Origin of the sequence: Streptomyces rubiginosohelvolus (assembly GCF_014649875.1) — a bacterium.
In the GTDB taxonomy this organism is placed as follows: Bacteria; Actinomycetota; Actinomycetes; order Streptomycetales; family Streptomycetaceae; genus Streptomyces; species Streptomyces rubiginosohelvolus.
Genome location: NZ_BMTW01000002.1, coordinates 204,256 through 227,435, shown reverse-complemented (window position 1 = coordinate 227,435; position 23,180 = coordinate 204,256). Strand labels below are relative to the sequence as shown.

Annotated in this window: 21 protein-coding genes; 5 read left to right on the top strand and 16 right to left on the bottom strand. The window is 72.6% G+C overall.

Features of this window, described 5'->3' with window-relative positions:
• Positions 1-12: 12 nt before the first annotated feature.
• From IE134_RS08380 to IE134_RS08355, 6 genes are all read right to left on the bottom strand, one after another.
• Positions 13-2,142, bottom strand: coding sequence for a 3-hydroxyacyl-CoA dehydrogenase NAD-binding domain-containing protein (locus tag IE134_RS08380; protein ID WP_189430083.1), 2,130 nt, complete (start codon positions 2,140-2,142; stop codon positions 13-15).
• Positions 2,139-3,359 (bottom strand): thiolase family protein, encoded by a 1,221-nt coding sequence (locus IE134_RS08375; RefSeq protein WP_030709839.1) that lies wholly within the window; start codon positions 3,357-3,359, stop codon positions 2,139-2,141. Before IE134_RS08375 ends, IE134_RS08380 begins: the two co-directional genes overlap by 4 nt.
• Positions 3,360-3,509: 150 nt before the next feature.
• Positions 3,510-4,208 carry a ferritin-like domain-containing protein gene (locus IE134_RS08370; protein ID WP_189430081.1) on the bottom strand — a complete coding sequence of 233 codons (699 nt, stop codon included), beginning with the start codon at positions 4,206-4,208 and terminating at the stop codon, positions 3,510-3,512.
• Between the two features lie 30 nt (positions 4,209-4,238).
• Positions 4,239-5,513, bottom strand: coding sequence for an HRDC domain-containing protein (locus IE134_RS08365; RefSeq protein WP_030709842.1), 1,275 nt, complete (start codon positions 5,511-5,513; stop codon positions 4,239-4,241).
• A gap of 115 nt (positions 5,514-5,628) precedes the next feature.
• On the bottom strand, positions 5,629-6,291 hold the full coding sequence (locus IE134_RS08360) for a response regulator transcription factor (RefSeq protein WP_003965521.1): 663 nt from the start codon (positions 6,289-6,291) through the stop codon (positions 5,629-5,631).
• A gap of 212 nt (positions 6,292-6,503) precedes the next feature.
• Complete coding sequence (locus tag IE134_RS08355) at positions 6,504-7,166, bottom strand: DUF3000 domain-containing protein (RefSeq protein ID WP_032786866.1); 663 nt, start codon at positions 7,164-7,166, stop codon at positions 6,504-6,506.
• A gap of 92 nt (positions 7,167-7,258) precedes the next feature.
• Between IE134_RS08355 and hemE the strand changes: the two genes are divergently transcribed.
• Positions 7,259-8,356 carry a uroporphyrinogen decarboxylase gene (gene hemE, locus IE134_RS08350; RefSeq protein ID WP_030709846.1) on the top strand — a complete coding sequence of 366 codons (1,098 nt, stop codon included), beginning with the start codon at positions 7,259-7,261 and terminating at the stop codon, positions 8,354-8,356.
• A 42-nt stretch (positions 8,357-8,398) separates the two neighbouring features.
• Here the strand turns inward: hemE and IE134_RS08345 are convergent, their stop codons facing one another.
• Both IE134_RS08345 and IE134_RS08340 read right to left on the bottom strand, forming a co-directional pair.
• Entirely contained in the window at positions 8,399-9,787 is a 1,389-nt protein-coding gene (locus IE134_RS08345; protein WP_098018883.1) for an FAD-dependent oxidoreductase, read from the bottom strand.
• A 67-nt stretch (positions 9,788-9,854) separates the two neighbouring features.
• Positions 9,855-10,832: a DUF4349 domain-containing protein gene (locus IE134_RS08340; RefSeq protein ID WP_098018881.1), complete on the bottom strand. Its 978-nt coding sequence runs from the start codon at positions 10,830-10,832 to the stop codon at positions 9,855-9,857.
• A gap of 126 nt (positions 10,833-10,958) precedes the next feature.
• On the opposite strand from IE134_RS08340, the gene hemG reads away from it, so the two are divergent.
• Positions 10,959-12,422, top strand: a complete 1,464-nt coding sequence (gene hemG / locus IE134_RS08335) for a protoporphyrinogen oxidase (protein WP_189430079.1) — start codon at positions 10,959-10,961, stop codon at positions 12,420-12,422.
• Positions 12,423-12,426: 4 nt separating this feature from the next.
• Positions 12,427-13,155 carry a hydrogen peroxide-dependent heme synthase gene (hemQ, locus tag IE134_RS08330; protein WP_006128414.1) on the top strand — a complete coding sequence of 243 codons (729 nt, stop codon included), beginning with the start codon at positions 12,427-12,429 and terminating at the stop codon, positions 13,153-13,155.
• 153 nt (positions 13,156-13,308) lie between these two features.
• On the opposite strand, the gene IE134_RS08325 is transcribed toward hemQ, so the two are convergent.
• From IE134_RS08325 to IE134_RS08305, 5 genes are all read right to left on the bottom strand, one after another.
• Positions 13,309-14,871, bottom strand: a complete 1,563-nt coding sequence (locus IE134_RS08325) for an alpha/beta hydrolase (RefSeq protein WP_030709855.1) — start codon at positions 14,869-14,871, stop codon at positions 13,309-13,311.
• Between the two features lie 147 nt (positions 14,872-15,018).
• The gene (locus tag IE134_RS08320) at positions 15,019-16,053 is read right to left on the bottom strand and encodes a TIGR04222 domain-containing membrane protein (protein WP_030709856.1); all 1,035 of its coding nucleotides are present in this window, start codon (positions 16,051-16,053) and stop codon (positions 15,019-15,021) included.
• A 5-nt stretch (positions 16,054-16,058) separates the two neighbouring features.
• On the bottom strand, positions 16,059-17,441 hold the full coding sequence (locus IE134_RS08315) for an MbnB/TglH/ChrH family RiPP precursor modification enzyme (protein ID WP_030709858.1): 1,383 nt from the start codon (positions 17,439-17,441) through the stop codon (positions 16,059-16,061).
• Positions 17,442-17,563: 122 nt separating this feature from the next.
• On the bottom strand, positions 17,564-18,310 hold the full coding sequence (locus IE134_RS08310) for a DUF4142 domain-containing protein (protein WP_030709860.1): 747 nt from the start codon (positions 18,308-18,310) through the stop codon (positions 17,564-17,566).
• A gap of 201 nt (positions 18,311-18,511) precedes the next feature.
• On the bottom strand, positions 18,512-19,240 hold the full coding sequence (locus tag IE134_RS08305; RefSeq protein WP_030709862.1) for a peptidyl-tRNA hydrolase: 729 nt from the start codon (positions 19,238-19,240) through the stop codon (positions 18,512-18,514).
• Positions 19,241-19,311: 71 nt separating this feature from the next.
• On the opposite strand from IE134_RS08305, the gene IE134_RS08300 reads away from it, so the two are divergent.
• Both IE134_RS08300 and IE134_RS08295 read left to right on the top strand, forming a co-directional pair.
• Positions 19,312-19,986 (top strand): AIM24 family protein, encoded by a 675-nt coding sequence (locus IE134_RS08300; protein ID WP_030709864.1) that lies wholly within the window; start codon positions 19,312-19,314, stop codon positions 19,984-19,986.
• Positions 19,983-20,201 (top strand): hypothetical protein, encoded by a 219-nt coding sequence (locus IE134_RS08295; protein ID WP_030709866.1) that lies wholly within the window; start codon positions 19,983-19,985, stop codon positions 20,199-20,201. Before IE134_RS08300 ends, IE134_RS08295 begins: the two co-directional genes overlap by 4 nt.
• A gap of 70 nt (positions 20,202-20,271) precedes the next feature.
• Here the strand turns inward: IE134_RS08295 and IE134_RS08290 are convergent, their stop codons facing one another.
• From IE134_RS08290 to IE134_RS08280, 3 genes are all read right to left on the bottom strand, one after another.
• Entirely contained in the window at positions 20,272-20,637 is a 366-nt protein-coding gene (locus IE134_RS08290; protein WP_189430077.1) for a hypothetical protein, read from the bottom strand.
• 17 nt (positions 20,638-20,654) lie between these two features.
• Positions 20,655-21,371 carry a polysaccharide deacetylase family protein gene (locus tag IE134_RS08285; protein WP_229823460.1) on the bottom strand — a complete coding sequence of 239 codons (717 nt, stop codon included), beginning with the start codon at positions 21,369-21,371 and terminating at the stop codon, positions 20,655-20,657.
• Positions 21,372-21,622: 251 nt separating this feature from the next.
• Complete coding sequence (locus tag IE134_RS08280; RefSeq protein WP_098895182.1) at positions 21,623-22,996, bottom strand: alkaline phosphatase PhoX; 1,374 nt, start codon at positions 22,994-22,996, stop codon at positions 21,623-21,625.
• Positions 22,997-23,180 lie beyond the last annotated feature (184 nt).

Here is a 23,180-nt window from a genome sequence, read left to right as displayed (position 1 = left end):
GTGAACCGGGCGTTACGCCGGAACGCTCGCCACACCCTGCGCGAGGAACGGCTTGCCGTTCACCCGCTGGGAGACGCCCTCACGGTCCAGGTACGGCGTGATGCCGCCCAGGTGGAAGGGCCAGCCCGCACCGGTGATCAGGCACAGGTCGATGTCCTGGGCCTCGGCGACGACGCCCTCCTCCAGCATCAGGCCGATCTCCTGCGCCACCGCGTCGAGCACGCGGTCGCGCGTCTGCTCCTCGGTCAGGACGGTGTCGCCCTGCTTGAGGAGCGCCGCGACCTCGGGGTCGAGGACCGGCGCGCCGGAGTCGTAGACGTAGAAGCCGCGCTTGCCGGCCTTGACGACCGCCGCGAGGTTCTGCGAGACGGTGAAGCGCTCCGGGAAGGAACGGTTCAGGGTCTCGGAGACGTGCAGGCCGATGGCCGGGCCGACCAGCTCCAGGAGCACCAGCGGGGACATCGGCAGGCCGAGCGGCTCGACGGCCTTCTCCGCGACCTCGACCGGGGTGCCCTCGTCGATGACGTTCTGGATCTCGCCCATGAAGCGGGTGAGGATGCGGTTGACGACGAACGCCGGGGCGTCCTTCACCAGGACCGCGGTCTTCTTCAGCTTCCGGGCCACACCGAACGCCGTGGCCAGCGAGGCGTCGTCCGTCTGCTCGCCGCGCACGATCTCCAGCAGCGGGAGGATCGCGACCGGGTTGAAGAAGTGGAAGCCGACGACCCGCTCGGGGTTCTTCAACTTCGACGCCATCTCGGTCACCGACAGCGAGGAGGTGTTGGTGGCGAGGATCGCGTGCGCCGGGGCGACCGCCTCGACCTCCGCGAACACCTGCTGCTTGACGCCGATCTCCTCGAAGACGGCCTCGATGATGAAGTCCGCGTCCGCGAAGCCCTCGGCCTTGTCGAGGACACCGGAGACCAGGCCCTTGAGGCGGTTGGCCTTGTCCTGGTTGATGCGGCCCTTGCCGAGCAGCTTCTCGATCTCGGCGTGGACGTAGCCCACACCCTTGTCGACGCGCTCCTGGTCGATGTCCGTGAGGACGACCGGGACCTCCAGGCGGCGCAGGAACAGCAGCGCCAGCTGCGAGGCCATCAGACCGGCGCCGACGACGCCGACCTTGGTGACCGGGCGGGCCAGGTTCTTGTCCGGGGCGCCGGCCGGGCGCTTGGCGCGCTTCTGGACCAGGTTGAAGGCGTAGATGCCGCTGCGCAGCTCGCCGCCCATGATCAGGTCCGCGAGCGCCTGGTCCTCGGCGTCGAAGCCGACGGACAGGTCGCCGTCCTTGGCCGCCGCGATGATGTCCAGCGCGCGGTACGCGGCCGGGGCCGCGCCGTGCACCTTGGAGTCCGCGATGGCCCGGCCGCGGGCGACGGCCGCGTCCCAGCCCTCGCCGCGGTCGATCTCGGGCCGCTCGACGGCGAGCTCGCCCTTGAGGACGGCCGCGGTCCAGATCAGCGACTGCTCCAGGAAGTCCGCGCCCTCGAAGATCGCGTCGGCGATGCCGAGCTCGTAGACCTGCTTGCCCTTGAGCTGACGGTTCTGGTTGAGCGAGTTCTCGATGATCACCGAGACCGCGCGGTCCGCGCCGATCAGGTTCGGGAGCAGCGCGCAGCCGCCCCAGCCGGGGACCAGACCGAGGAAGACCTCGGGCAGCGAGAACGCCGGGATCGCGGTGGAGACGGTGCGGTAGGAGCAGTGCAGACCGACCTCGACACCGCCGCCCATCGCCGCGCCGTTGTAGTACGCGAACGTCGGGACCGCGAGGCCGGAGAGGCGGCGGAAGACGTCGTGGCCGCCCTTGCCGATGGCGAGCGCGTCCTCGTGGCGGCCGAGCAGCTCGACGCCCTTGAGGTCGGCGCCGACGGCGAAGATGAACGGCTTGCCGGTGATGCCGACGCCGGTGATGGTGCCCTCCGACGCCTCCTTCTCGACCTGGTCGATCGCGGCGTCCAGGTTCGCCAGCGACTGCGGTCCGAAGGTGGTCGGCTTGGTGTGGTCCAGGCCGTTGTCCAGCGTGATGAGCGCGAACCGCCCGGCACCGGACGGCAGGTCCAGGTGGCGTACGTGCGCCTGCGTGACGACCTCGCCGGGGAACAGCTCGGCCGCACCCTTCAGAAGCTCAGTGGTGGAGCTCACTTGTTGCCTCCGTCGAAATTCGGGTTCTCCCAGATGACCGTGGCGCCCATGCCGAAGCCGACGCACATCGTCGTCAGGCCGTAGCGGACCTCGGGCTGCTCCTCGAACTGCCGGGCCAGCTGCGTCATGAGCCGGACACCGGAGGAGGCGAGCGGGTGGCCGTACGCGATCGCGCCGCCGTACTGGTTCACGCGGGCGTCGTCGTCCGCGATGCCGTAGTGCTCCAGGAAGGCGAGCACCTGCACGGCGAACGCCTCGTTGATCTCGAAGAGACCGATGTCGGAGATCGAGAGACCGGCCTGGGCCAGCGCCTTCTCGGTCGCCGGGATCGGGCCGTAGCCCATGACCTCCGGCTCGACGCCCGCGAAGGCGTACGACACGAGGCGCATCTTGACCGGGAGGCCCAGCTCGCGGGCGACGTCCTCGGCGGCGAGCAGCGAGGCGGTGGCGCCGTCGTTGAGACCCGCGGCGTTACCGGCCGTCACCCGGCCGTGGGCGCGGAAGGGGGTCTTGAGGCCCGCCAGCGACTCCAGCGTGGTGCCCGGGCGCATCGGCTCGTCGGCGGTGACCAGGCCCCAGCCCGTCTCGCCCGCCTCGGCGTTGGTGCGGCGCACCGAGACCGGTACCAGGTCCTGCTGGATCTTGCCGTTGGCGTACGCCTTGGCGGCCTTCTCCTGCGAACGCACCGCGTACTCGTCGGCGCGCTGCTTGGTGATCGTGGGGTAGCGGTCGTGCAGGTTCTCCGCCGTCATGCCCATGAACAGGGCGGACTCGTCGACCAGCTTCTCCGACACGAAGCGCGGGTTCGGGTCGACGCCCTCGCCCATCGGGTGGCGGCCCATGTGCTCGACGCCACCGGCCACGACGACGTCGTACGCGCCGAAGGCGATGGAACCGGCCGTCGAGGTGACGGCGGTCAGCGCGCCCGCGCACATGCGGTCGATCGAGTAGCCGGGGACGGACTGCGGCAGACCGGCCAGGATTCCGGCGGTGCGGCCCAGCGTGAGGCCCTGGTCCCCGATCTGCGTGGTCGCGGCGATGGCGACCTCGTCGATCTTCTTGGGGTCCAGGTCCGGGTTGCGGCGCAGCAGCTCCCGGATGGCCTTCACGACGAGGTCGTCGGCGCGGGTCTCGTGGTAGATGCCCTTCGGGCCCGCTTTGCCGAACGGGGTGCGGACGCCGTCGACGAAGACGACGTCCCGGATGGTACGAGGCACGGTGGCTCTCCTCCAGGGTGCGGGATGGCACTGCTGCGGGGCGCGCCACGGGGACGCACCGCCTGCCATCATGCTACTTGCGGGTAACCAGACTGCCCACCCCCCACGGCCGGAGCGTCGAAGGTCACACCGCCCCGGGTGGCCTCCCCCTCACCGCATCGTCGCGGCGATCGGCCCCGAGGACCGGACCACCTCCGCCACGAACCGTCCCCGGCCCACCCCCAGCCGCCGCAGCGCCGGGCCGTGGTCCACGGCCACCACCAGCGCGACCCCGGCCAGGGCGGCCCGCCACCCGGAGGTCACCAGCACCCGCACCGGCGGCGGCAGCGGGTGCAGCGCGCGGCGCAGGCGGTGGCAGTGGAAGGGCACGTGCCGCTCCTCGTCGGCGAGGATCCGCCCCGCCACCTCCCGCGTCAGCGCGTCGTCGGCCCCGTCCCGCAGGGTCCGGTAGTACCGCAGCGCGACCACCTCCGCGATCATCAGGACCAGCAGTTCGAGGCGGAGCCCCAGGGCCCGGCGGAGCGTCACGAAGACCCGGTCGCTCCAGTGCGAGGCGATCACCGGCGCGCCGCCGGAGGCCAGCAGAAGCGCCAGCAACCTGGCGTGATTTCGCTCCTCCGCGACGAACATCCGCACCGCCGACGCGTACTCCGCGTCACCGGCCGCCTCCGCTTTGGTGATCAGCTCGACCCCGTCGCCGTCCTCGCCGACCTGGAAGCGCTGGACACTGCGCCGGATCGCGGGGTGCAGGGGGACCCCGGTCCGCCATTCCGGATCGCCCCGCTCGGCCCGCTCGTCGCGCGCCGCCTCGAAGTCGCGTATCCAGTCCCCGTACGCCGTGGTCCCCATGCCCGCCCCCGGGTCAGCTCCTCGCGGGTGTCAGGCGGTGGCGTCCAGCGCCCGGACCAGGAGCGGGGCCACCTGCTGGATCTGCCAGTTCCGCGCCCCGTATCCGGCGAGGGTGTCCTCGACGGCGCCCGGGGTCGGGTTCTTCGGCGGCTCCCAGCAGATCCGGCGCACGGTGTCCGGGGTGATCAGGTTCTCCTGGGGCATGTGCAGGCGCTCCGCCAGCTCGGAGACCGCCGTGCGGGCGGCCGAGAGCCGGGCGGCGGCGGCCGGGTCCTTGTCGGCCCAGGAGCGCGGCGGGGGCGGCCCGGCCGGCTGCTGGCCCGGCTGCGGCAGCGCCGACTCCGGCAGCGCCTTGGCCCGGTCCACGGCCGCCTGCCACTGCTCCAGCTGACGGCGGCCCATGCGGTGGCCGAATCCCGGCAGCGCGGTCAGGGCTTGCACATCGACCGGCAGCGAGAGCGCGGCCTCGACGATCGCGGCGTCGCCGAGCACCTTGCCCGGCGAGACGTCCCGGCGCTGGGCGACCTGGTCACGGGTGGTCCACAGCTCCCGGACGACGGCCATCTGACGGCGGCGGCGCACCTTGTGCATGCCCGACGTACGGCGCCAGGGGTCCTTGCGGGGCGGGGCCGGCGGCGCGGCGGCGATGGCGTCGAACTCCTCCCGGGCCCACTCCAGCTTGCCCTGCCGCTCCAGCTCCTCCTCCAGCGCGTCGCGCAGGTCGATCAGGAGCTCGACGTCGAGGGCGGCGTAGCGCAGCCAGGGCTCGGGCAGCGGGCGGGTGGACCAGTCGACCGCGGAGTGGCCCTTCTCCAGGGCGTATCCGAGGACGTTCTCCACCATCGCGCCGAGGCCGACACGCGGGAAGCCCGCGAGCCGCCCCGCCAGCTCGGTGTCGAACAGCGAGGTGGGGGTCATGCCTATGTCCCGCAGGCACGGCAGGTCCTGGGTCGCGGCGTGCAGGATCCACTCGGTGCCGTCCAGCGCGGTGCCGAGACCGGAGAGGTCGGGGCAGCCGACCGGGTCGACCAGGGCGCTGCCCGCGCCCTCGCGGCGCAGTTGTACGAGGTAGGCGCGCTGGCCGTAGCGGTACCCCGAGGCGCGCTCGGCGTCGACGGCCACGGGGCCGGTGCCCGCGGCGAAGGCGGCGATCACCCGGGCGAGGGCGTCGTCGGACGTCACCACCGGGGGAATTCCCTCGCGCGGCTCCAGCAAGGGGATCGGCGCCGGGGCGACGTCGTCCGGGGGAGCGCCCCCGGTGGTTCGCAGTGAAGTGTCTGCTGCGGTCTCTTGGGCGTCGGTCACGTGTCAAGGGTATCTGTGTATGCACGGAGCCCGTCGACGGAACGTTCCGTCGACGGGCGGCCATGCACGTAATCCAGCCGGAGACGCATCGGTGCACGTCCTGGCGGGGGTGCGGTCAGTGGATGATGCCCGTCCGCAGGGCGACGGCGACCATTCCGGCACGGTCTCCGGTGCCGAGCTTGCGGGCGATGCGGGCGAGGTGGGACTTGACGGTCAGGGCGGAGAGGCCCATCGAGACGCCGATGGCCTTGTTGGACTGGCCTTCGGCGACCAGGCGGAGGACCTCCACCTCACGTCCGGAGAGTTCGCGGTAGCCGCCCGGGTGGCTCGGGGAACCGGGAGGCCTGCGGTGCATCCGGGCCGCGTTGGCGCCGATGGGGGCGACGCCGGGGCGGGTGGGGTGGCCGATGTTGGTTCGGGTGCCGGTGACGACGTAGCCCTTCACGCCGCCCGCGAGGGCGTTGCGAACGGCGCCGATGTCGTCGGCGGCGGACAGGGCGAGACCGTTGGGCCAGCCTGCGGCGCGGGTCTCGGACAGCAGGGTCAGCCCGGAACCGTCGGGCAGGTGGACGTCGGCAATGCAGATGTCGCGCGGGTTGCCGACGCGGGGACGTGCCTCCGCGATGGACGACGCCTCGATGACGTCACGTACTCCGAGGGCCCACAGATGGCGGGTGACGGTGGAACGGACGCGCGGGTCGGCCACGACGACCATGGCCGTCGGCTTGTTCGGGCGGTAGGCGACCAGGCTTGCGGGCTGCTCAAGGAGAACGGACACCAGGCCTCCTGGGGGGAGTGGCGGGACGGGCCGGCTCGGGGGATGAAGCCGGGGGCGAACCGTGCTTGAAGGGTCATTGACCTCTTCGGCAGCGGACCCGTCCTCCTTTAGGGGAAGATCACGATTTGGTGAGTAACAATTCGGGCAAATAGGACGCGCGATCGATTGTACGAAAAGAGATCCGGCGTATGTGCGATACGGGTGACGGAGTGTTACGAAACCTGTGGCCCGCGCCGCTGCGGCAACGTCACCACCGCCGCGTCGGACAGATCGGACGGCGGCAGCCCCGCGATCTGGCACAGCAGATCGCCCCAGGCCATCAGGTGTGACGCGGTGTCCGGGATCCCGCCGCGCCACTCCTTCGGCGTCCACGAGGCGCGGATCTCGATCTGGGTCGCCGGACGGCGCGCGGAGAGCGCACCGAAGTAGTGCGATCCGGCGCGTGTCACCGTCCCGCCGGCCTCCCCGTACGACAGGCCCCGCGCGTCCAGCGCACCCGTCAGCCAGGACCAGCACACCTCCGGCAGCAGCGGGTCCGCCGCCATCTCCGGCTCCAGCTCCGCGCGGACCAGGGTCACCAGCCGGAACGCCCCCTGCCAGGCGTCGTGCCCCGCCGGGTCGTGCAGCAGGACCAGTCTGCCGTCCGCGAGATCGTCCTCGCCGTCCACCACCGCCGCCTCCAGGGCGTACGCGTGCGGCGCGAGGCGCTGGGGCGGCCTGGTCGCCTCCACCTCCAGCTCCGGCCGCAGCCGCGCGGAGCGCAGCGCGTCCACCGCCGCCAGGAACGCGGGAGGCACGGGAGGGCCCTCCTCCCCGCGGTCCTTGTCCTCAACGCCGTCGGAATGATCGGAAAACTGTCCCTGAGCCGGAGCCATGCGGGGAAGAGTAGGCGGAAGGCGGGCCGCGCGCAGGGACAGACACCCGTGCGGGGCCGGGCTCCTTCGGCACGCGTGCGAAGATTCTGTGCGTGAGTGCCAACGACAGCCCTTCGGGCCAGCAGACGACGACCTCCGCCAGCCTCGACGCGGTCCGCAACGCCACCCACGACTCGGCGTTCCTCAAGGCCTGCCGCCGCGAACCCGTCCCGCACACACCGGTCTGGTTCATGCGCCAGGCGGGACGCTCGCTGCCCGAGTACCTGAAGGTCCGCGAGGGCATCGCGATGCTCGACTCCTGCATGATGCCGGAGCTGGTCGCCGAGATCACCCTGCAGCCCGTACGCCGCCACAAGGTCGACGCCGCGATCTACTTCAGCGACATCGTCGTGCCCCTGAAGGCCATCGGCATCGACCTCGACATCAAGCCCGGCGTCGGCCCCGTCATCGCCGAGCCGATCCGCACCCGCGCCGACCTGGCCCGGCTGCGCGACCTCACCCCCGAGGACGTCCCGTACGTCACCGAGGCCATCGGGATGCTCACCGCCGAGCTGGGCGCCACCCCGCTCATCGGCTTCGCCGGGGCCCCGTTCACGCTCGCCAGCTACCTCGTCGAGGGCGGCCCCTCGCGCAACCACGAGCGCACCAAGGCCATGATGTACGGCGACCCGCAGCTGTGGGCCGACCTCGTGGACCGGCTCGCGGAGATCACCGGCGCCTTCCTCAAGGTGCAGATCGAGGCCGGCGCCTCCGCCGTCCAGCTCTTCGACTCCTGGGTCGGCGCACTGGCCCCCGCCGACTACCGCCGTGCGGTGCTCCCCGCCTCCGCGAAGGTCTTCGACGCCGTCGCCCCCTACGGCGTCCCCCGCATCCACTTCGGCGTCGGCACCGGCGAGCTGCTCGGTCTGATGGGCGAGGCCGGGGCGGACGTCGTGGGCGTCGACTGGCGCGTCCCGCTGGACGAGGCCGCCCGCCGCGTCGGCCCCGGCAAGGCGCTCCAGGGCAACCTCGACCCGGCGGTGCTCTTCGCGCCGACCCCGGCCGTCGAGACCAAGACCCGCGAGGTGCTGGACGCCGCCGCCGGTCTGGAGGGCCACATCTTCAACCTGGGCCACGGCGTCATGCCGAACATGGACCCGGACGCGCTCACCCGCCTCGTGGGGTACGTCCACGAGCAGACCGCGCGCTGAAATACCCCGGGGGCCGGCCGGAAGGCCGGCCCCCGGGGTATTTCAGCTCCCCGCGCCCCGCACCGCCGCCACCGTCTTGCGGGCGGCCACCAGCACCGGGTCCCAGACCGGCGAGAACGGCGGGGCGTAGCCGAGGTCGAGCGCCGTCATCTGCTCCACCGTCATCCCGGCCGTCAGCGCCACCGCCGCCACGTCCACCCGCTTGGCCGCCCCGTCCCGGCCGACGATCTGCACCCCGAGCAGCCGGCCCGTACGCAGCTCCGCGATCATCTTCACCGTCATCGGCTTCGCCCCCGGGTAGTACCCCGCCCGCCCCGTCGACTCGATCGTCGCCGTGACATAGCGCAGCCCCACCGCGCGGGCGTCCTTCTCCCGCAGCCCGGTCCGGGCGATCTCCAGGTCACAGACCTTGCTCACCGCCGTACCGACCACACCGGGGAACGTGCCGTAGCCGCCCCCGATGTTGGAACCGATCACCTGGCCGTGCTTGTTGGCGTGGGTGCCCAGCGCGATGTGCCGGGTGCGGCCCGCCACCAGGTCCAGGACCTCCACGCAGTCGCCGCCCGCCCAGATGTTGTCGTGGCCCACGACCCGCATCGCCAGGTCCGTCAGCAGTCCGCCGTGCGGCCCCACCGGCAGGCCCGCGTCGCGCGCGAGCCCCGTCTCCGGCTCCACGCCGATGCCGAGGACCACCACGTCCGCCGGATACGTCCTCGCGTCCGTCGCCACCTCGGTGACCCGGCCGTCGGGACCCGTGAGGATCTTCGTCACGGCCGCCCCGTTGACCGTGGTGATGCCGAGACCGTCCATCGCCTCGTGGACGAGCCGCCCCATGTCCGCGTCGAGCGTCGCCATCGGCTGCTCGCCCCGGTTGAGGACGGTCACCTCGAAGCCCCGCTTGAGCATCGCCTCGGCCATCTCGACGCCGATGTACCCTGCGCCCACCACGACCGCCCGCCGGGGCCCCTCGGAACGCAGCGCGTCCAGCGAGTCCAGCAGCGCCTGCCCGTCGTCCAGGGTCTGCACCCCGTGCACCCCGGCCGCGTCCATCCCCGGCAGCGCCGGGCGCACCGGACGGGCCCCGGTGGCGATGACCAGCTTGTCGAAGCCCGTCCAGTACGTCTCCCCGCTCTCCCGGTCCAGCGCCTTCACCCGCTGACCGGCCACGTCCAGCTCGGTCACCTCGGTCCGCATCCGCAGATCGATGTCCCGCTCGCGGTGCTCCTCGGGGGTGCGCGCGATCAGGTCGTCCCGGGCCTCGACGTCGCCGCCCACCCAGTACGGGATGCCGCAGGCGGAGTACGAGGTGAAGTGGCCGCGCTCGAACGCGACGATCTCCAGCGCGTCCGGCCCCTTCAGCCTGCGGGCCTGAGACGCGGCGGACATGCCCGCCGCGTCACCGCCGATGACCACCAGTCGCTCCGCTGCCATGCCGGGTCCCTTCCGCCGGTTCGCCGCATCGGCGAATCAGGGCCCCACGCTACGACGCCGGAGCGCTTCAGGAGGCCGAGGCACCGTCCTTCCCGGCCGGGGCCGTCGTCACCACCGGAGCCGCACGGCGCGAGGCCTTGCGCTTCCGCAGCACCCGCCACACCACGACCGCCAGGGCCGCCGTGAGCAGGAACGGGAACGCGGCCCCGAACGCCACCGCGATCCACCGCAGCATCGTCACGAACGCGTCCCAGCCGCCACCCAGCGCGTCCAGGAACCCGGGGTCCTCGTCCTTCGACCCGTCGTCGCCCGGGGCGTCCGGCGGCGTCAGGTCCAGCGTGATCGTCGCCAGCGAGGTCCGGTCCTTCAGGCTCGCCTGCTGGGCCAGCAGCGACTCCAGATCGGACTGACGGCTGCTCAGCTCGCCCTCCAGGGCCACCACATCGCTGATCTTCTCCGCCTGGTCCATCAGCTCCCGCACCCGCGCCACACTCGCGCGCTGGGTGGAGATCCGGCTGTCCACGTCGACCACCTGGTCGGTGACGTCCTTCGCGTTCGAGGTGCGCGACAGCAGCTTCCCGGAACCCGCCAGCTCCCGCAGCACCTCCTGGAACCGCTCCTGCGGCACCCGCAGCACCAGGTGCGAGGTCTCGTAGGTGTCGTCGAGCCGCTCGGTGTTCTCCGACGCGACCAGGCCCCCCGCGCCTTCCGCCGCACCGCGCGCGGCGGCCACGGCCTTCGGGACGCTCTTCACCTCGACGGACAGCGTGGCCGTACGGATCACATGGGTGCCCCCCGGCTTCGGTGCCGCCTTCTTCCCGGCCGCCTTCCCGTCCGCCTGCTCCTCGGAAGCGGCGGAGGCGGCTGCCCCGCCCTCGTCCGCGAACCCCTCGCGCGGCGCGGACTTCACGTCCGCCTTCGCGCCGTCCGACGAGTCGCCCGACGCCCCGCAGCCGCCGACGGCGAGCAGCAGGCCGAGCGACCCGGCCACGAGCGCCGCACGTGCGCGGACGAACGACCGCCCGCTCTTGCTCTCCACATCCATAACTGGTCCCCCCAGGACGTTCGTTGATGGTGAACGTTCGACGCGGCGGCTCCGGCACCGGTTGCCGGAGGGCGGTTTCGAAGCGGTCACGGTCAGGACTCGGTACGGGTTTGAGAGAGTGGACCCATGCAGCGTTCTCAACAGCGTGCGGAAACGCCCCCGGGGCACGTCGTCGTCATCGGCGGCGGCATCGCCGGTCTGGCGGCCGCCCACCACCTGGTCGCCACCGGCCTGCGGGTCACCCTCCTGGAGGCCACGGACCGGCTCGGCGGCAAGCTCATGACCGGCGAGATCGCGGGCGTCCAGGTCGACCTGGGGGCCGAGTCGATGCTCGCCCGGCGCCCCGAGGCGGTCGCGCTGGCCGAGGCGGTGGGCCTCGGCGACCGGCTCCAGCCGCCCGCCACCGCCACCGCGTCGCTCTGGACGCGCGACGCGCTGCGCCCCATGCCCAAGGGCCACGTCATGGGAGTCCCCGGCGACCCGGCGGTCCTCGGCGAGGTGCTGTCCCCCGAGGGCCTGGCCCGGATCGCCGAGGACCGCGACCTCACCCCGACCCCCGTCGGCGACGACGTCGCGGTCGGCGCGTACGTCGCCGACCGGCTCGGCCGCGAGGTCGTGGACCGGCTGGTGGAGCCCCTCCTCGGCGGGGTCTACGCCGGAGACGCCTACCGGATCTCGATGCGCGCCGCCGTACCCCAGCTCTTCGAGGCCATGAAGGAGGGCGGCCCGCTGCTCGACGGCGTCCGCCGCATCCAGGAGCGGGCCGCCGCCCGGCAGCAGACCGGCCCCGTCTTCCAGGGCATCGCGGGCGGCATCGGCACCCTCCCGGCCGCCGTCGGCGACGCCGTACGGGCCGGGGGCGGTGAGATCCTCACCGAGACCCCCGTCCTCGGCCTGACCCGTACGGAATCGGGCTGGGCCGTCCGCACCGACACCCGGACCATCGCCGCCGACGGCATCGTCCTCGCCACCCCCGCCTGGTCGGCCGGCACCCTGCTGGCCGCCGAGTCCCCGGCCGCCTCCGCCGAGCTGTCCGGTGTCGAGTACGCGTCGATGGCCCTGGTCACCCTGGCCTTCCGGCGCACCGACATCGAGGCGTACGAGGCCCTGCGCGGCCGCTCCGGCTTCCTCGTGCCGCCGGTCGACGGGCACACGATCAAGGCGTCCACGTTCTCCAGCAACAAGTGGCAGTGGGTCGCCGACGCCGCCCCCGACCTGTTCGTGCTCCGCACCTCCGTCGGCCGCTACGGCGAGGAGGACCACCTCCACCGCGAGGACGAGGAGCTCGTCGCCGTCTCCCTGCGCGACCTCGCCGCCGCCACCGGCCTCACCGCCCGGCCCGTCGACACCGAGGTCACCCGCTGGATCGGCGGCCTGCCGCAGTACCCGGTCGGCCATCTGACCCGGGTCGCCCGCATCCGCGACGAGGTCGCCAAGCTGCCCGCCCTGCGGGTCTGCGGCGCGGTCTACGACGGGGTGGGCATCCCCGCCTGCATCGCGAGCGCCCGCCGCGCGGCCGACGAGATCGCGAGCGAGATCATCGCCACGCCGACCCTGGTTCGGGGCACGGGGAGCGAGGCGGGACAATAGCCGTATGAGTGCTCCTGAGACTGTGACATCAAGCAAGAGTCCGAACGCCGGCAAGAAGGCCAAGGACCTCAACGAGGTCATCCGCTACACCCTGTGGTCGGTCTTCAAACTGCGCGACGTCCTCCCGCTGGACCGCGCGGGCTACGCCGACGAGGTCCAGGAGCTGTTCGACCAGCTCGCGGCCAAGGACATCACCGTCCGGGGCACCTACGACCTGTCCGGGCTGCGGGCCGACGCGGACATCATGATCTGGTGGCACGCCGAGACCTCGGACCAGCTCCAGGACGCGTACAACCTCTTCAGGCGCACCAAGCTCGGCCGCGCGCTCGACCCGGTCTGGTCGAACATGGCGCTGCACCGCCCCGCCGAGTTCAACAAGTCGCACATCCCGGCGTTCCTCGCCGACGAGACGCCCCGCGACTACATCAGCGTCTACCCCTTCGTCCGGTCCTACGACTGGTACCTGCTGCCCGACGAGGACCGCCGCCGCATGCTCGCGGACCACGGCAAGATGGCCCGGGGCTACCCGGACGTCCGCGCCAACACCGTCGCCTCGTTCTCGCTCGGCGACTACGAGTGGATCCTCGCCTTCGAGGCGGACGAGCTGTACCGCATCGTCGACCTGATGCGTCACCTGCGCGCCTCCGAGGCACGGCTCCACGTGCGCGAGGAGGTCCCGTTCTACACGGGCCGCAGGAAGAGCGTCGCAGACCTGGTGGCCGGGCTCGCATAACCAGCGAGTCCCGCACCACCCCAACCCGGAAGATCAGAGAGTCGGGCACCGGGCACCGATCGTGCCGTCCGCCTCTCCAGCGACACCGGGTTCGGCTTCGGGGGCCGTCGCACCGTAAAGGTGCGGCGGCCCCCGCTCCGTTCTCTCCCGACGTCAGTCCAGCGACACGGGGTTGGGCTCCGGGTGCGCGGCACAGTCCGCACCCCGCCCCGGCACCTCACCGGTCAGCAGATACCGGCGCAGATGATCGTCGACGCAGGTGTTACCCGCCCCGCCGATGCCATGCGTACCCGCGTCCCGCTCCGTCACCAGCGACGAGCCGGGCAGCCGCTTCCGCAGCTCCAGCGCCCCCTTGTACGGGGTCGCCGCGTCCCGCTCCGCCGCCAGGATCAGCGTGGGCGGCAGCTCGCCCCACCCCACGCGGACGTCCAGCGGCCGCTGCCGGGGAGCGGGCCAGAAGGCGCACGGCAGGTTCGAGAAGGCGTTGTCCCACGTCTCGAAGGGCGCGACGCGCGCCAGCTCCGTGTGGTCCCGGTCCCAGACCTCGAAGTCCTCGGGCCAGGGCGCGTCGTTGCACTCGACGGCCGTGTACACCGCCTGGGCGTTCTCGTTGTCCTTCGCCGCCACCGCGCGCGGCGACGCCTGCGCGACCAGCGGCTCCGGGTTGCCCCGGACGTACTCCGACAGGGCCGTCGCGCGCATCGCCCAGTAGTCGTCGTAGTAACCGGCCCCCAGGAACGCCGAGTGCAGCTGCCCCGGCCCGACCTTGCCGCCGGCCGGCTTCACCGCCAGCTCGGCCCGCACCTCGTCGTAGCGCCGTTGCACCGCCTCGGGGGTGGTCCCCAGGTGGTACACGGCGTCGTGCTTGGCGACCCAGCGGCGGAAGTCCTCCCAGCGCGCCTCGAAGGCCAGCGACTGGCCCATGTTGGAGCGGTACCAGATCTGCTCCGGGTCCGGGTCGACCGCCGAATCGAAGACCATGCGGCGTACGTGGGAGGGGAACAGCGTCGCGTACAGCGCCCCGAAGTACGTCCCGTACGACGCCCCCATGAACGTCAGCCGGCTCTCGCCGAGCGCGGCCCGCAGCACGTCCAGGTCCCGGGCGTTGTTCAGCGAGGTGTAGTGCCGCAGCGTCTCGCCCGCGTGCTCCGCGCACCCCTGCGCGTACGCCTTCGCTCGGGCGACGCGCCGCTCCTTGTACTCCTGGGTCGGATGCGTCGGCGCCTCGGTCGGGCCCTTGGTGTACGCGGCGGGGTCCTGGCAACTCAGCGGCGCGGAGGAGCCGTTCACCCCGCGCGGGGCGTAGCCGACCAGGTCGTACGCCTCGGCGATCTCCTTCCACTCCGGCAGCTCCCCGGCCAGAGGGAAGGTGATGCTGGACGCGCCGGGGCCGCCCGGGTTGTAGACGAACGCGCCCTGCCGCTCCTTCGCCGGACCGGTGGCGGGCGTCCGGCTGACGGTCAGTTCGAGCTGCCGCCCGTCCGGCTCCGCGTAGTCGAGGGGCACCGTCACCGTGCCGCACTTCAGGGAGTCCGGGAGCATCTCCTCCTCGGGGCAGGCGGCGAAGTCGATCCCGGCGGCGGTGGCCCGGGCGGCGGCGATCGCGGCGCCCCGGGCCTCGGCGGAACCGGGGCGTTCCCAGGCCCCCGCCGGAGCGGCGGCGAGGGCGGACAGGACCAGGGAGCCGATCGATGTGTAGAGCGCAGCAGTTCTCACGCGCGGGGGCCTCTCTGCGGATGCGGAGAGGAAGGGTCGGGCGGTCAGGAGGATATGTCCAGCACCGCCCTGGAATGTCGCCGGAATCCACCCTGATGGGCGGTCAAGATCCCTACATGAGCGCCTTGTTCAGGCCTGGAGCCTGCTTCACGACCCACCACCGCCGCAGCCGCCGCCCCCGCCTCCGCCTCCGCAACTGGAACCACCGGAGCTGCCGCAGCTCGACCCGCCGCCGCCTCCGCACCCGGACCCCGAGGAGCACCCGGAGCCGCCCCCGCAGCCCGATCCGGAGCCGCCCCCGGTCGACCCGCCGCAACTGGAGCCGCCCGGACCGGACGCGGCGCACCAGACCGTCGCCACGCCGACGGCGGTGACACCCGTCGCCGTGGATCCGCCGACCCGCGCGGAGGACCGCCGACGCGGAGCGCTCAGCCGTGCCGCGGCCGTCAACTGGGCCTGGAGCACCGGGTCCGGCAGGGCGCGCAGGCCCAGGGTGGCGACGAGATGGGCGGGGGTCACCACATGGGCGTAGGCGGCCCGGAACGACTGGGCGGCGTGGCGCCCCGACGCCGTGAGGCGGCCCGCGGCGGAGTTGGCGACGATCAGCCCGGTGAACGAGCCGATCACGATCGCGGGCAGCATCTTCATGATGAACGGGACCGAGAAGTCCAGGGAGTCGTCCGTGGCGAACTGGACGAACGTCAGCAACATGCTCAGCGGCACAGCGATCAGGCACACGATCCCCTGGGTCAGCCCCCACCGCCGCAGCGGGCGGAGCCGGTGGGGTGGCACCAGCAGCCCGCGCGCCGCGAGCCCGTCGCCGACCTCCTGGACCGCCGGGTGCCGCATCACCGCTTCCCGCAGGACGTGCAGGGCGCCGTTCGGGGCGGCGGCCAGCTCCTGGAGCACCGCGCGTTCCACCGGGTCGTTCGCCTGAGCCCGCTGGACGGCGACGATGCCGGGCCCGCCGACGGCCAGCCGGCCGTCCGCGTGCAGGGCGGTCAGGGCGGTGTCCACGACCCTCGCCGGACCGCCGTTGAGGAACGCGACCTCGTACAGGTCGTGAAGGGCGACGCCGGGGCCCGGAGAGGGGCGGCGGGACCGCTCGACCACCGCTTTGACGACGAGCAGCACCGACGAGACGACGACCGCGAAGGTCGCCAGCAGAGCGAGCGTGTTCATGGCGGTCACTTCCCCACGAGGACGGCACGGGCCGCCCGGACCAGACGGGTGGTACGGCGCGGGGGCCGGGCGCCCGACCGGTCCTGCCACCAGTACGTCAGCCGGCGCCGCGCCACCGGATCGGCCGGACCGCCCGCGATGAGCACGTGCTCCGCGAAGTCCAGGGCGTCACGGCGGTAGCCGCCGGACATCGGGCGGCTCCCGGCGTACGCGAGGAACGCGGCGCGGTAGCCGTCGCCGAGGATCTCCGGCAGTTCGGGGGCCACCTTGGCGACGACGTCGGCACGCTTGGCGGCCAGCGCCCGGCTCTGCACCCGCAGCCGCCGGTGGTCGAAGCCCTCGGGGGCGGGCGTTCCGGCGACCAGGGCGGAGAGCAGGGCGGTCTGCGCGACGGCGGTACGGTCACGGGTGCCGGCGGGCACGGGGGCGGGTGCGGTCGTGCGGGCCCCGGTGCCGGCGCTGCCGTCGGACGCGGGACCAGGGGCCGGGCTCGAGAGCGGCCCCCGGTCCGCCGAGGGGACGGCCTTCCGTGGCGCTGCCCGGTCCGGCCCCGCGTCCGCCGAGGGCGCCGCCTTCCGCAGCGTCGCCCGGATCGCGTCCAGTTCGCCCGCCAGCTCCGCGCCCGGCGGGAAGGCGTCGTCGCGCTCCAGCAGCACGCCGGGCGGATCGACCCGGGAGCGCAGCTCGGCCAGCACCTCCAGGACGGGTTCGGACACCGGGTGGGCGTGCGTGTCGTGCCAGACGCCGTTCTTCTCGACCCCGCCCGCCACATGGACGTACGCGATGGCCTCCACGGGCAGTTCGTCCAGCGCCTTCGCCGGGTCCTGGCCGAGGTTGACGTGGTTGGTGTGCAGATTGGCCACGTCGATCAGCAGCCGCACCCCGGTCCGCTCGACCAGCTCCGCCAGGAACTGCCCCTCGGTGAGCTCCTCGCCGGGCCAGGTGATCAGCGCGGCGATGTTCTCCAGGGCGAGCGGCACCGGCAGCGAGTCCTGCGCGATCCGTACGTTCTCGCACAGCACGTCCAGCGCGTCCCAGGTGCGGGGCACCGGCAGCAGGTGCCCCGCCTCCAGCCTCGGCGACGCGGTCAGTGGCCCCCCGGCCCGTACGAACGCGATGTGCTCGGTCACCAGGGGCGCCCCCAGCAGTTCGGCGCGCGCCGCGAGACCGGCGAGCCGGTCGGGGTCGGGGCGGTCCGCGCCGCCGAGGCCGAGCGCCACCCCGTGCGGCACGACGGTCACCCCGCGCTCGCGAAGCCGCACCAGGGAGTCCGGGAGGTGGTCGGCGCAGAGGTTCTCCGCGACCGCCTCCACCCAGTCGATCCCGCTCAGCGACTCCACCTCGGCCGCGATCTCCGGCCGCCAGCCGATACCGATACCCAGTTCCATGACGTCCCCCGTCCCCCTGCTCACCTCGTTCTGTTCAGGGGTCATGGCCCCGTCGCGCGGCGATGAACCCGACCGGGGGGACGTTCAGAGCTTCATTTGAGGTTCCGGACCCGCCGCCGTCGTTATGGCATCGGCATCATCGTGGGTGGCACCGGGCGTGAGGTGAAGGACTGGTCGCCGGTCGGCGTCACCGGCACCGGGGCCAGCGGGGCCTGGCCGTCGCGGGGCATCGACGGGCCGGAAGGACTGGACGTCGACCCGCTCACCGCTTCGCGCGCCAGGGCGTCGAAGTCGACGAACCCGGTCGCCTCCAGCATGGTGATGTGGTCCAGCACGGTCTGGTTGGCATCGCTCGCCAGCTGCCGGATCAGCGTGTTCCGGGTGGTGTGGCGGACCTGGCCGATCAGGCCGAAGACCTTGCCGTGGGCGGCGCGCAGGATGTTGGCGAACTTCCGCTCGTACGCGTCCCCGCTCGCCGCCGTCAGCTCCCGCAGCCACTCCTGCTGCTGGGCGGTCGGCTGGTTGGGCAGCTCCACCCCGAGCTTCGCCGCCACGTCCCGGGCCCGCCGGTCCAGGTCCGTGTGCCCGACGACGAGATGGTCCCCGGCGGCCTTCGTCGCCTCGCTGGGCGCCCGCTCGATCGCCTGCTGCCCGGCGGGCAGCTCCCACAGGCCGGCGAGCCGAACCTTGACCAGGAAGTCCCGGTCGGTCGCGGAGAGCGGCCCCCACTGGGTGGCGACGCTGGACGCGTTGAGATTCGCCTCGCCGGTGCCCGAACGGTCCGCGTAGGACCAGACGGGGAACGCGATCGCGCCGACTGTGGCGACCAGTGCCGCGATGATGAGGGCCGTGCCGTTGATGCGTCGCAACAAGGTGTCTCCCGGGCCGAGGCGTGACAGCGTCGATCGAACAGGCGTCAATCAACCGCCAATCGACTGGCTGTGCAGGCTACTTGGCGGTAATGCCGATGGGGCAGTACCGGGAGATACGTCAGAGGAACGAGAAACGTTCAGCGCGCGGGCGATGAGGTCGCGGCTCCGCGACGGGGCCCGCTGTGGTCGCCGTCCCGTTCAGCGGCGCAGCGCCGGGTGGTCGGCGATCACCGTGCAGGAGCCCGGGGCGATCTCGGTGAACCCCGCGTCGCGCACCACCGGCAGCCCGCCGGCCGTCAGCTCCCGCCAGCGCTCCGCCCCGGGGGTGGCCACGGAGAGCGGGAACCCGGCCTCGCGCCAGGCCTTGCGCTCGGTCTCGGACAGCTCCCACCAGGCGAGCTGCGCCCCGTGCCCGGCCTGGGCCATTGTCTTGCCCGCCGACATGTCGACATCGGGGTTCAGCCACAGCACCGGGCCCGAGAGGTCGGGCGCGGCGGGCGGCTCGGGGTCGTCCAGGTCGGTGCCCGACACCTGGAGCTTGGCCAGCTCCTTGGGCCAGCCGTCCAGCGGAATCGGCGGGAACACCCGTACTTCCGCGCCGTCCTCGCCGGTCACCGTGATGCCGTCGAGCGCTGCCGCCTTGCGCCACTCCGCACCGCGCGCCCGGCGCACGACCTTCCGGATCCGGGCGTCCTGCCAGTCCCGCATGGCCGCGGCCCACTCGCCGTCGCCGAGGGACCGCTCGTCGGAGAGGATCGTCAGCACCGCCCGGGCGGCGGCCCGCAGCGCGTCGGTGCGGGCGGGCGGGTCCGTCTTCTCCAGGTGGAGCACCAGAGGCAGGACGAACTGCGGCGCCTGGTCGCGGTCGGTCGGGCCGCTGCGGAACGGGCTCCCGGAGGCGGGGGAGGGGGTGTCATGGCTGGTCACCGTCCCAGTCTGCCAGGCGGACGAGGTCACCTGCTTGGCGGAACGACCGGGTCCGGGTGAGGATGCTCCGCATGAAGAGCGATCTCTTTTCCAGCGAGCACATGGCCCAGCCGGCCACCGCCCCGGGGATGACCCTGCAGAACGCGAAATCCATCAAGTACGCCGTCAACGGGGAGATGCACGCCCGGCAGGGCTCGATGATCGCCTTCCGCGGCAACCTCCAGTTCGAGCGCAAGGGCCAGGGCATCGGCGGCATGCTCAAGCGTGCCGTCACCGGCGAGGGGCTGGCCCTCATGGCCGTCCGGGGCCAGGGCGAGGCATGGTTCGCGCACGAGGCGGCGAACTGTTTCATCGTGGAGCTGGACCAGGGCGACTCGATCACCATCAACGGCCGCAACGTCCTCTGCTTCGACCCCACCCTCTCCTACGAGATCAAGACCGTGAAGGGCGCCGGAATGGCCGGCGGCGGCCTCTTCAACAGCGTCTTCACGGGCTACGGCAAGCTCGGCCTGATGTGCGAGGGCACCCCGATCGTGATCCCCGTGACGGCCGCCCAGCCGGTGTACGTGGACACGGACGCGGTCGTCGGCTGGAGCCAGCAGCTCACGACCAGCCTGAACCGCTCCCAGAGCGTCGGCTCGATGGTCCGCGGCGGCTCCGGCGAGGCCGTCCAGCTGATGCTCCAGGGCGAGGGCTTCGTCATCGTCCGTCCCAGCGAGGCCCGGCCCGAGAAGACCTCCAATTGAGCCGGGAAACGGTCGACCCGTACGACGGGGGCACGTACTGCGACTCCCCGGAGCCGAGCACGACCGCCCCGCCCGCCGGGACTGCCGAAGGGCCTCCGTACGCCGAGTGCGTGCTGTGCCGCGAGCCGACCGAGTACCCGGAGTCGACGAAGGGCGCCACGCTCTGCCCGGTCTGCGCCTGGCAGGAGGCGGGCCGCACGGCCTGTTCCGGCTAGGGCGTACTGCCCGGCGGGGCGTTCGTGCGTGGCCGCGCCGGGCCACGCACGAGGGGTGCCAAGACACCCCCTAGAGCCCGCCGGCCCACCCGAAGGTGAGGTTGTACGCGCGCTGGAGCGCGTGCCGGCCCTGGTCGCCGTCGGCGTACGTCCAGGAGAGGGTCGCGGCGAACCAGAGAAGGAACACCCCGCTCACGACGGCCAGAGCGACCCACTGGCCGAACCAGCCGAGGAGTATCAGGGCCACCGCCACGATGGCCGCGCCGAGGTGCGCTTCCCGCGAGTCGAGTCCCGCGGCCTTGCGTCTCGCTCTGCGCGCGTCTCGCTCCGCGGCGAAGCGCTCCTCGCGCACGGCCTGTGGTTCGTTCTCGTCGAAGTACATGTCGTGCCCCCCCTCGTCCCCGGCCCTGACCATACCGGCGTTCGGAACGGGCACGTCGGGCAGTCCTTGCGTCAGGCGCCGCCCTCCATCAGCTCCGACACCTTCACGAACCGGTACCCGCGCTCCCGCAGCTCCGGCACGATCCGGCGTACCGCCGCCTCGGTGGCCGGGGCCGCGCTGCGGGTGCAGTGCATCACCACGAGCGAGCCAGGCCGGACCCCGTCCAGCACCTGCTCGGCGACCGCGTCCGCGTCCGTGGCGAAGGCGTCGCCGCTGACCACGTCCCACTGGACGGCCGTCACGTTCGCCGGGGCCAGGGCGCGCAGCGCCGTGTCGTCGTAACAGCCTCCGGGGAAGCGGAAGTACGGCACCACGTTCCGCACCCCCGCCTTCCGGAATGCGGTGAAGGCCCGTTCGACGTCGCGGGTCATCGCGTTCTTGCCGACCACCGGCAGCCCGTAGCAGGGGGAGCTGAACGCGTGGTGGCTGTAGGAGTGGTTGGCGACCTCGAACAGGGGGTCGGCGCCGATGGCCTTCGCCTGGGCCGGGTACTCCTCGGCCCAGCGGCCGGTCATGAAGACCGTGGAGGGCACCTTCAGCCGGCGCAGCAGCGTGACCAGCTCCGGATTGTCGAACCGCTCGCCCGAGGCGGCCCGGGGGCCCTGGTCGGCCGTCATGTCGGCGTCGAAGGTGAGGGCCACGACCTTCTCCGCCGGGCCGCCGCCCGCGCCCCCGCCCGTCGTTCTCCGTTCGAAGACCGGGGTGCGGCCCGCCGGGCCGGGGGCCATCGTCGGCGGCTTCTTCGGGGCGGGGGAGGCCGAAGCGGGTGGCGGCGGGGGAGCGGGTGCGGGGGACTCGCCCCCGCACCCGGTCAGGGCGGTGCCGGTCAGCACCCCCGCGACCGCCAGAACCGTCGTCTGCCGTGCCTTCCGGGCCTTCCGAGTCTTCCGTGCAGCAGTGATCACTCACGGAAAATATCCGACAATATGGTTATTTCGGTCGGTGGCACTCCGAAGGTGGGCGCCGGGAAACGGCTACCTCAGCACCACGGCCCCGTCACCGCGAACGTCGTCCCCGGCGTGTAGCAGTTCACGTACATCGTCGAGCCGTCCGGCGAGAACGTGACCCCCGCGAACTCGCCCCATTCCGGCTCCTCGGGCGTCCCGATGTTCTGCCGCCCGCGCGCCATCGCGTACACCTCGCCGCGCCGGGTCACCCCGAGCACATGCTGCGCGCCGCCGCCGTCCTCGCAGACCATCAGCCCGCCGTCGGCCGCCAGGCAGATGTTGTCCGGGGACTCGCCGGGCAGCTGGATGTCGGTGTCCGGGCCGAAGATCACCACCAGGGTCAGCCGTCGCTTCTTCGGCTCGTAGCGCCACACCTGCCCGTAGTGGTCGGCCGCCGAGCCCTCGTCGCGGTGGGCGAAGCTGGAGACGAAGTAGACCGAGGACCCGCCCCAGTAGCAGCCCTCCAGTTTCTGCGCGTGCGTGATCCCCTTCGGCCCGAAGTCCTGGAAGCGGATCGCCGTCTCCTTCGCCAGCGGGTCCGGTACGGGGACCCACTCGATCCGGTCGAAGCTCGTGCCGGTCTCCTGGACGACGGAGAGGTCGGGCACGCCCGGGACTCGCATCGCCTCCAGTTCCCCGCCCGCCCGGAGCGAACCGGTGCCGCCGAGCGGCTTCTCGGGGAGGAAGCGGTAGAAGAGCCCGAACGGCTTCTCGAACGCGTCCTCCGTCTCGTACACGATCCCCGACTTCGGGTCGACGGCGATCGCCTCGTGCTGGAATCGGCCCATCGCGGTCAGCGGGACGGCCCCGGTGCGGCGCGGATCGGCGCCGTCCACCTCGAAGATGAAGCCGTGGTCCTTGGTGTACCCGTTGGTCCCGGCCTTGTCCTCGTTCTCCTCGCAGGTCAGCCAGGTGCGCCAGGGGGTGGGCCCGCCCGCGCAGTTGACCGCCGTACCCGCGATGGCGACCCGCTCGCCGAGCACCTTGTTGCGGCCGTCCAGCTCCAGCGACGTACAGCCGCCCTTGGCCGCCGGGTCGTACGTCAGCCCCGGAATCGTCGGCACGCCGATCTCGGCCGTGTGCCGGTTCTCGTGATTGCGGACCAGGTGGATCCGCCCGTTGCGGCCCCGCAGGGCGGCCATGCCGTCGTGGTTGCTCGGCACCGGGCCCTCGCCGGAGCGCAGCGGCTCGCCCTCCCGGGACAGCACCCGGTAGCGGAATCCTTTCGGCAGGTCGAGCAGACCGTCCGGATCGGGGACGAGGGGGCCGTAACCGTTGTGGCCGCGCGCGGCTGCTGTGCCCGCGAAGAGTTCGGAGAAGGCCCCCGTGAAGGCGATCGCTGCGGCTGCGCCGCTGCCTGCCAGGACCTGACGTCGGGTTGCGGTGGAGCGGGGTGCGGTTGACATGAGGTGACTCCCTGTTGGCGGACAGGTGAAGTGACCCGCACGTGTGTAGCACGCACAGAGGCGCGGGGGAACCATGCGCGCCCCCGCGCCCCGTGTTGCTGCTGGGACGGCCCAGACGGGAAGAGCCGTCCGTGGCCGGTCGGTCCGGCGTCGGCCGACGGGCCGGTCCGGCGAGGCCGACCGG

Coding starts and splice junctions, on each gene's coding strand:
- IE134_RS08320 (WP_030709856.1), bottom strand. CDS start 16,053: ATGAACACGCTCGCTCTGCTGGCGACCTTCGCGGTCGTCGTCTCGTCG.
- IE134_RS08370 (WP_189430081.1), bottom strand. CDS start 4,208: ATGGGGACCACGGCGTACGGGGACTGGATACGCGACTTCGAGGCGGCG.
- hemQ (WP_006128414.1), top strand. CDS start 12,427: ATGAGTGCTCCTGAGACTGTGACATCAAGCAAGAGTCCGAACGCCGGC.
- IE134_RS08280 (WP_098895182.1), bottom strand. CDS start 22,996: ATGTCAACCGCACCCCGCTCCACCGCAACCCGACGTCAGGTCCTGGCA.
- IE134_RS08340 (WP_098018881.1), bottom strand. CDS start 10,832: ATGGATGTGGAGAGCAAGAGCGGGCGGTCGTTCGTCCGCGCACGTGCG.
- IE134_RS08345 (WP_098018883.1), bottom strand. CDS start 9,787: ATGGCAGCGGAGCGACTGGTGGTCATCGGCGGTGACGCGGCGGGCATG.
- hemG (WP_189430079.1), top strand. CDS start 10,959: ATGCAGCGTTCTCAACAGCGTGCGGAAACGCCCCCGGGGCACGTCGTC.
- IE134_RS08315 (WP_030709858.1), bottom strand. CDS start 17,441: ATGGAACTGGGTATCGGTATCGGCTGGCGGCCGGAGATCGCGGCCGAG.
- IE134_RS08300 (WP_030709864.1), top strand. CDS start 19,312: ATGAAGAGCGATCTCTTTTCCAGCGAGCACATGGCCCAGCCGGCCACC.
- IE134_RS08285 (WP_229823460.1), bottom strand. CDS start 21,371: ATGGCCCCCGGCCCGGCGGGCCGCACCCCGGTCTTCGAACGGAGAACG.
- IE134_RS08355 (WP_032786866.1), bottom strand. CDS start 7,166: ATGGCTCCGGCTCAGGGACAGTTTTCCGATCATTCCGACGGCGTTGAG.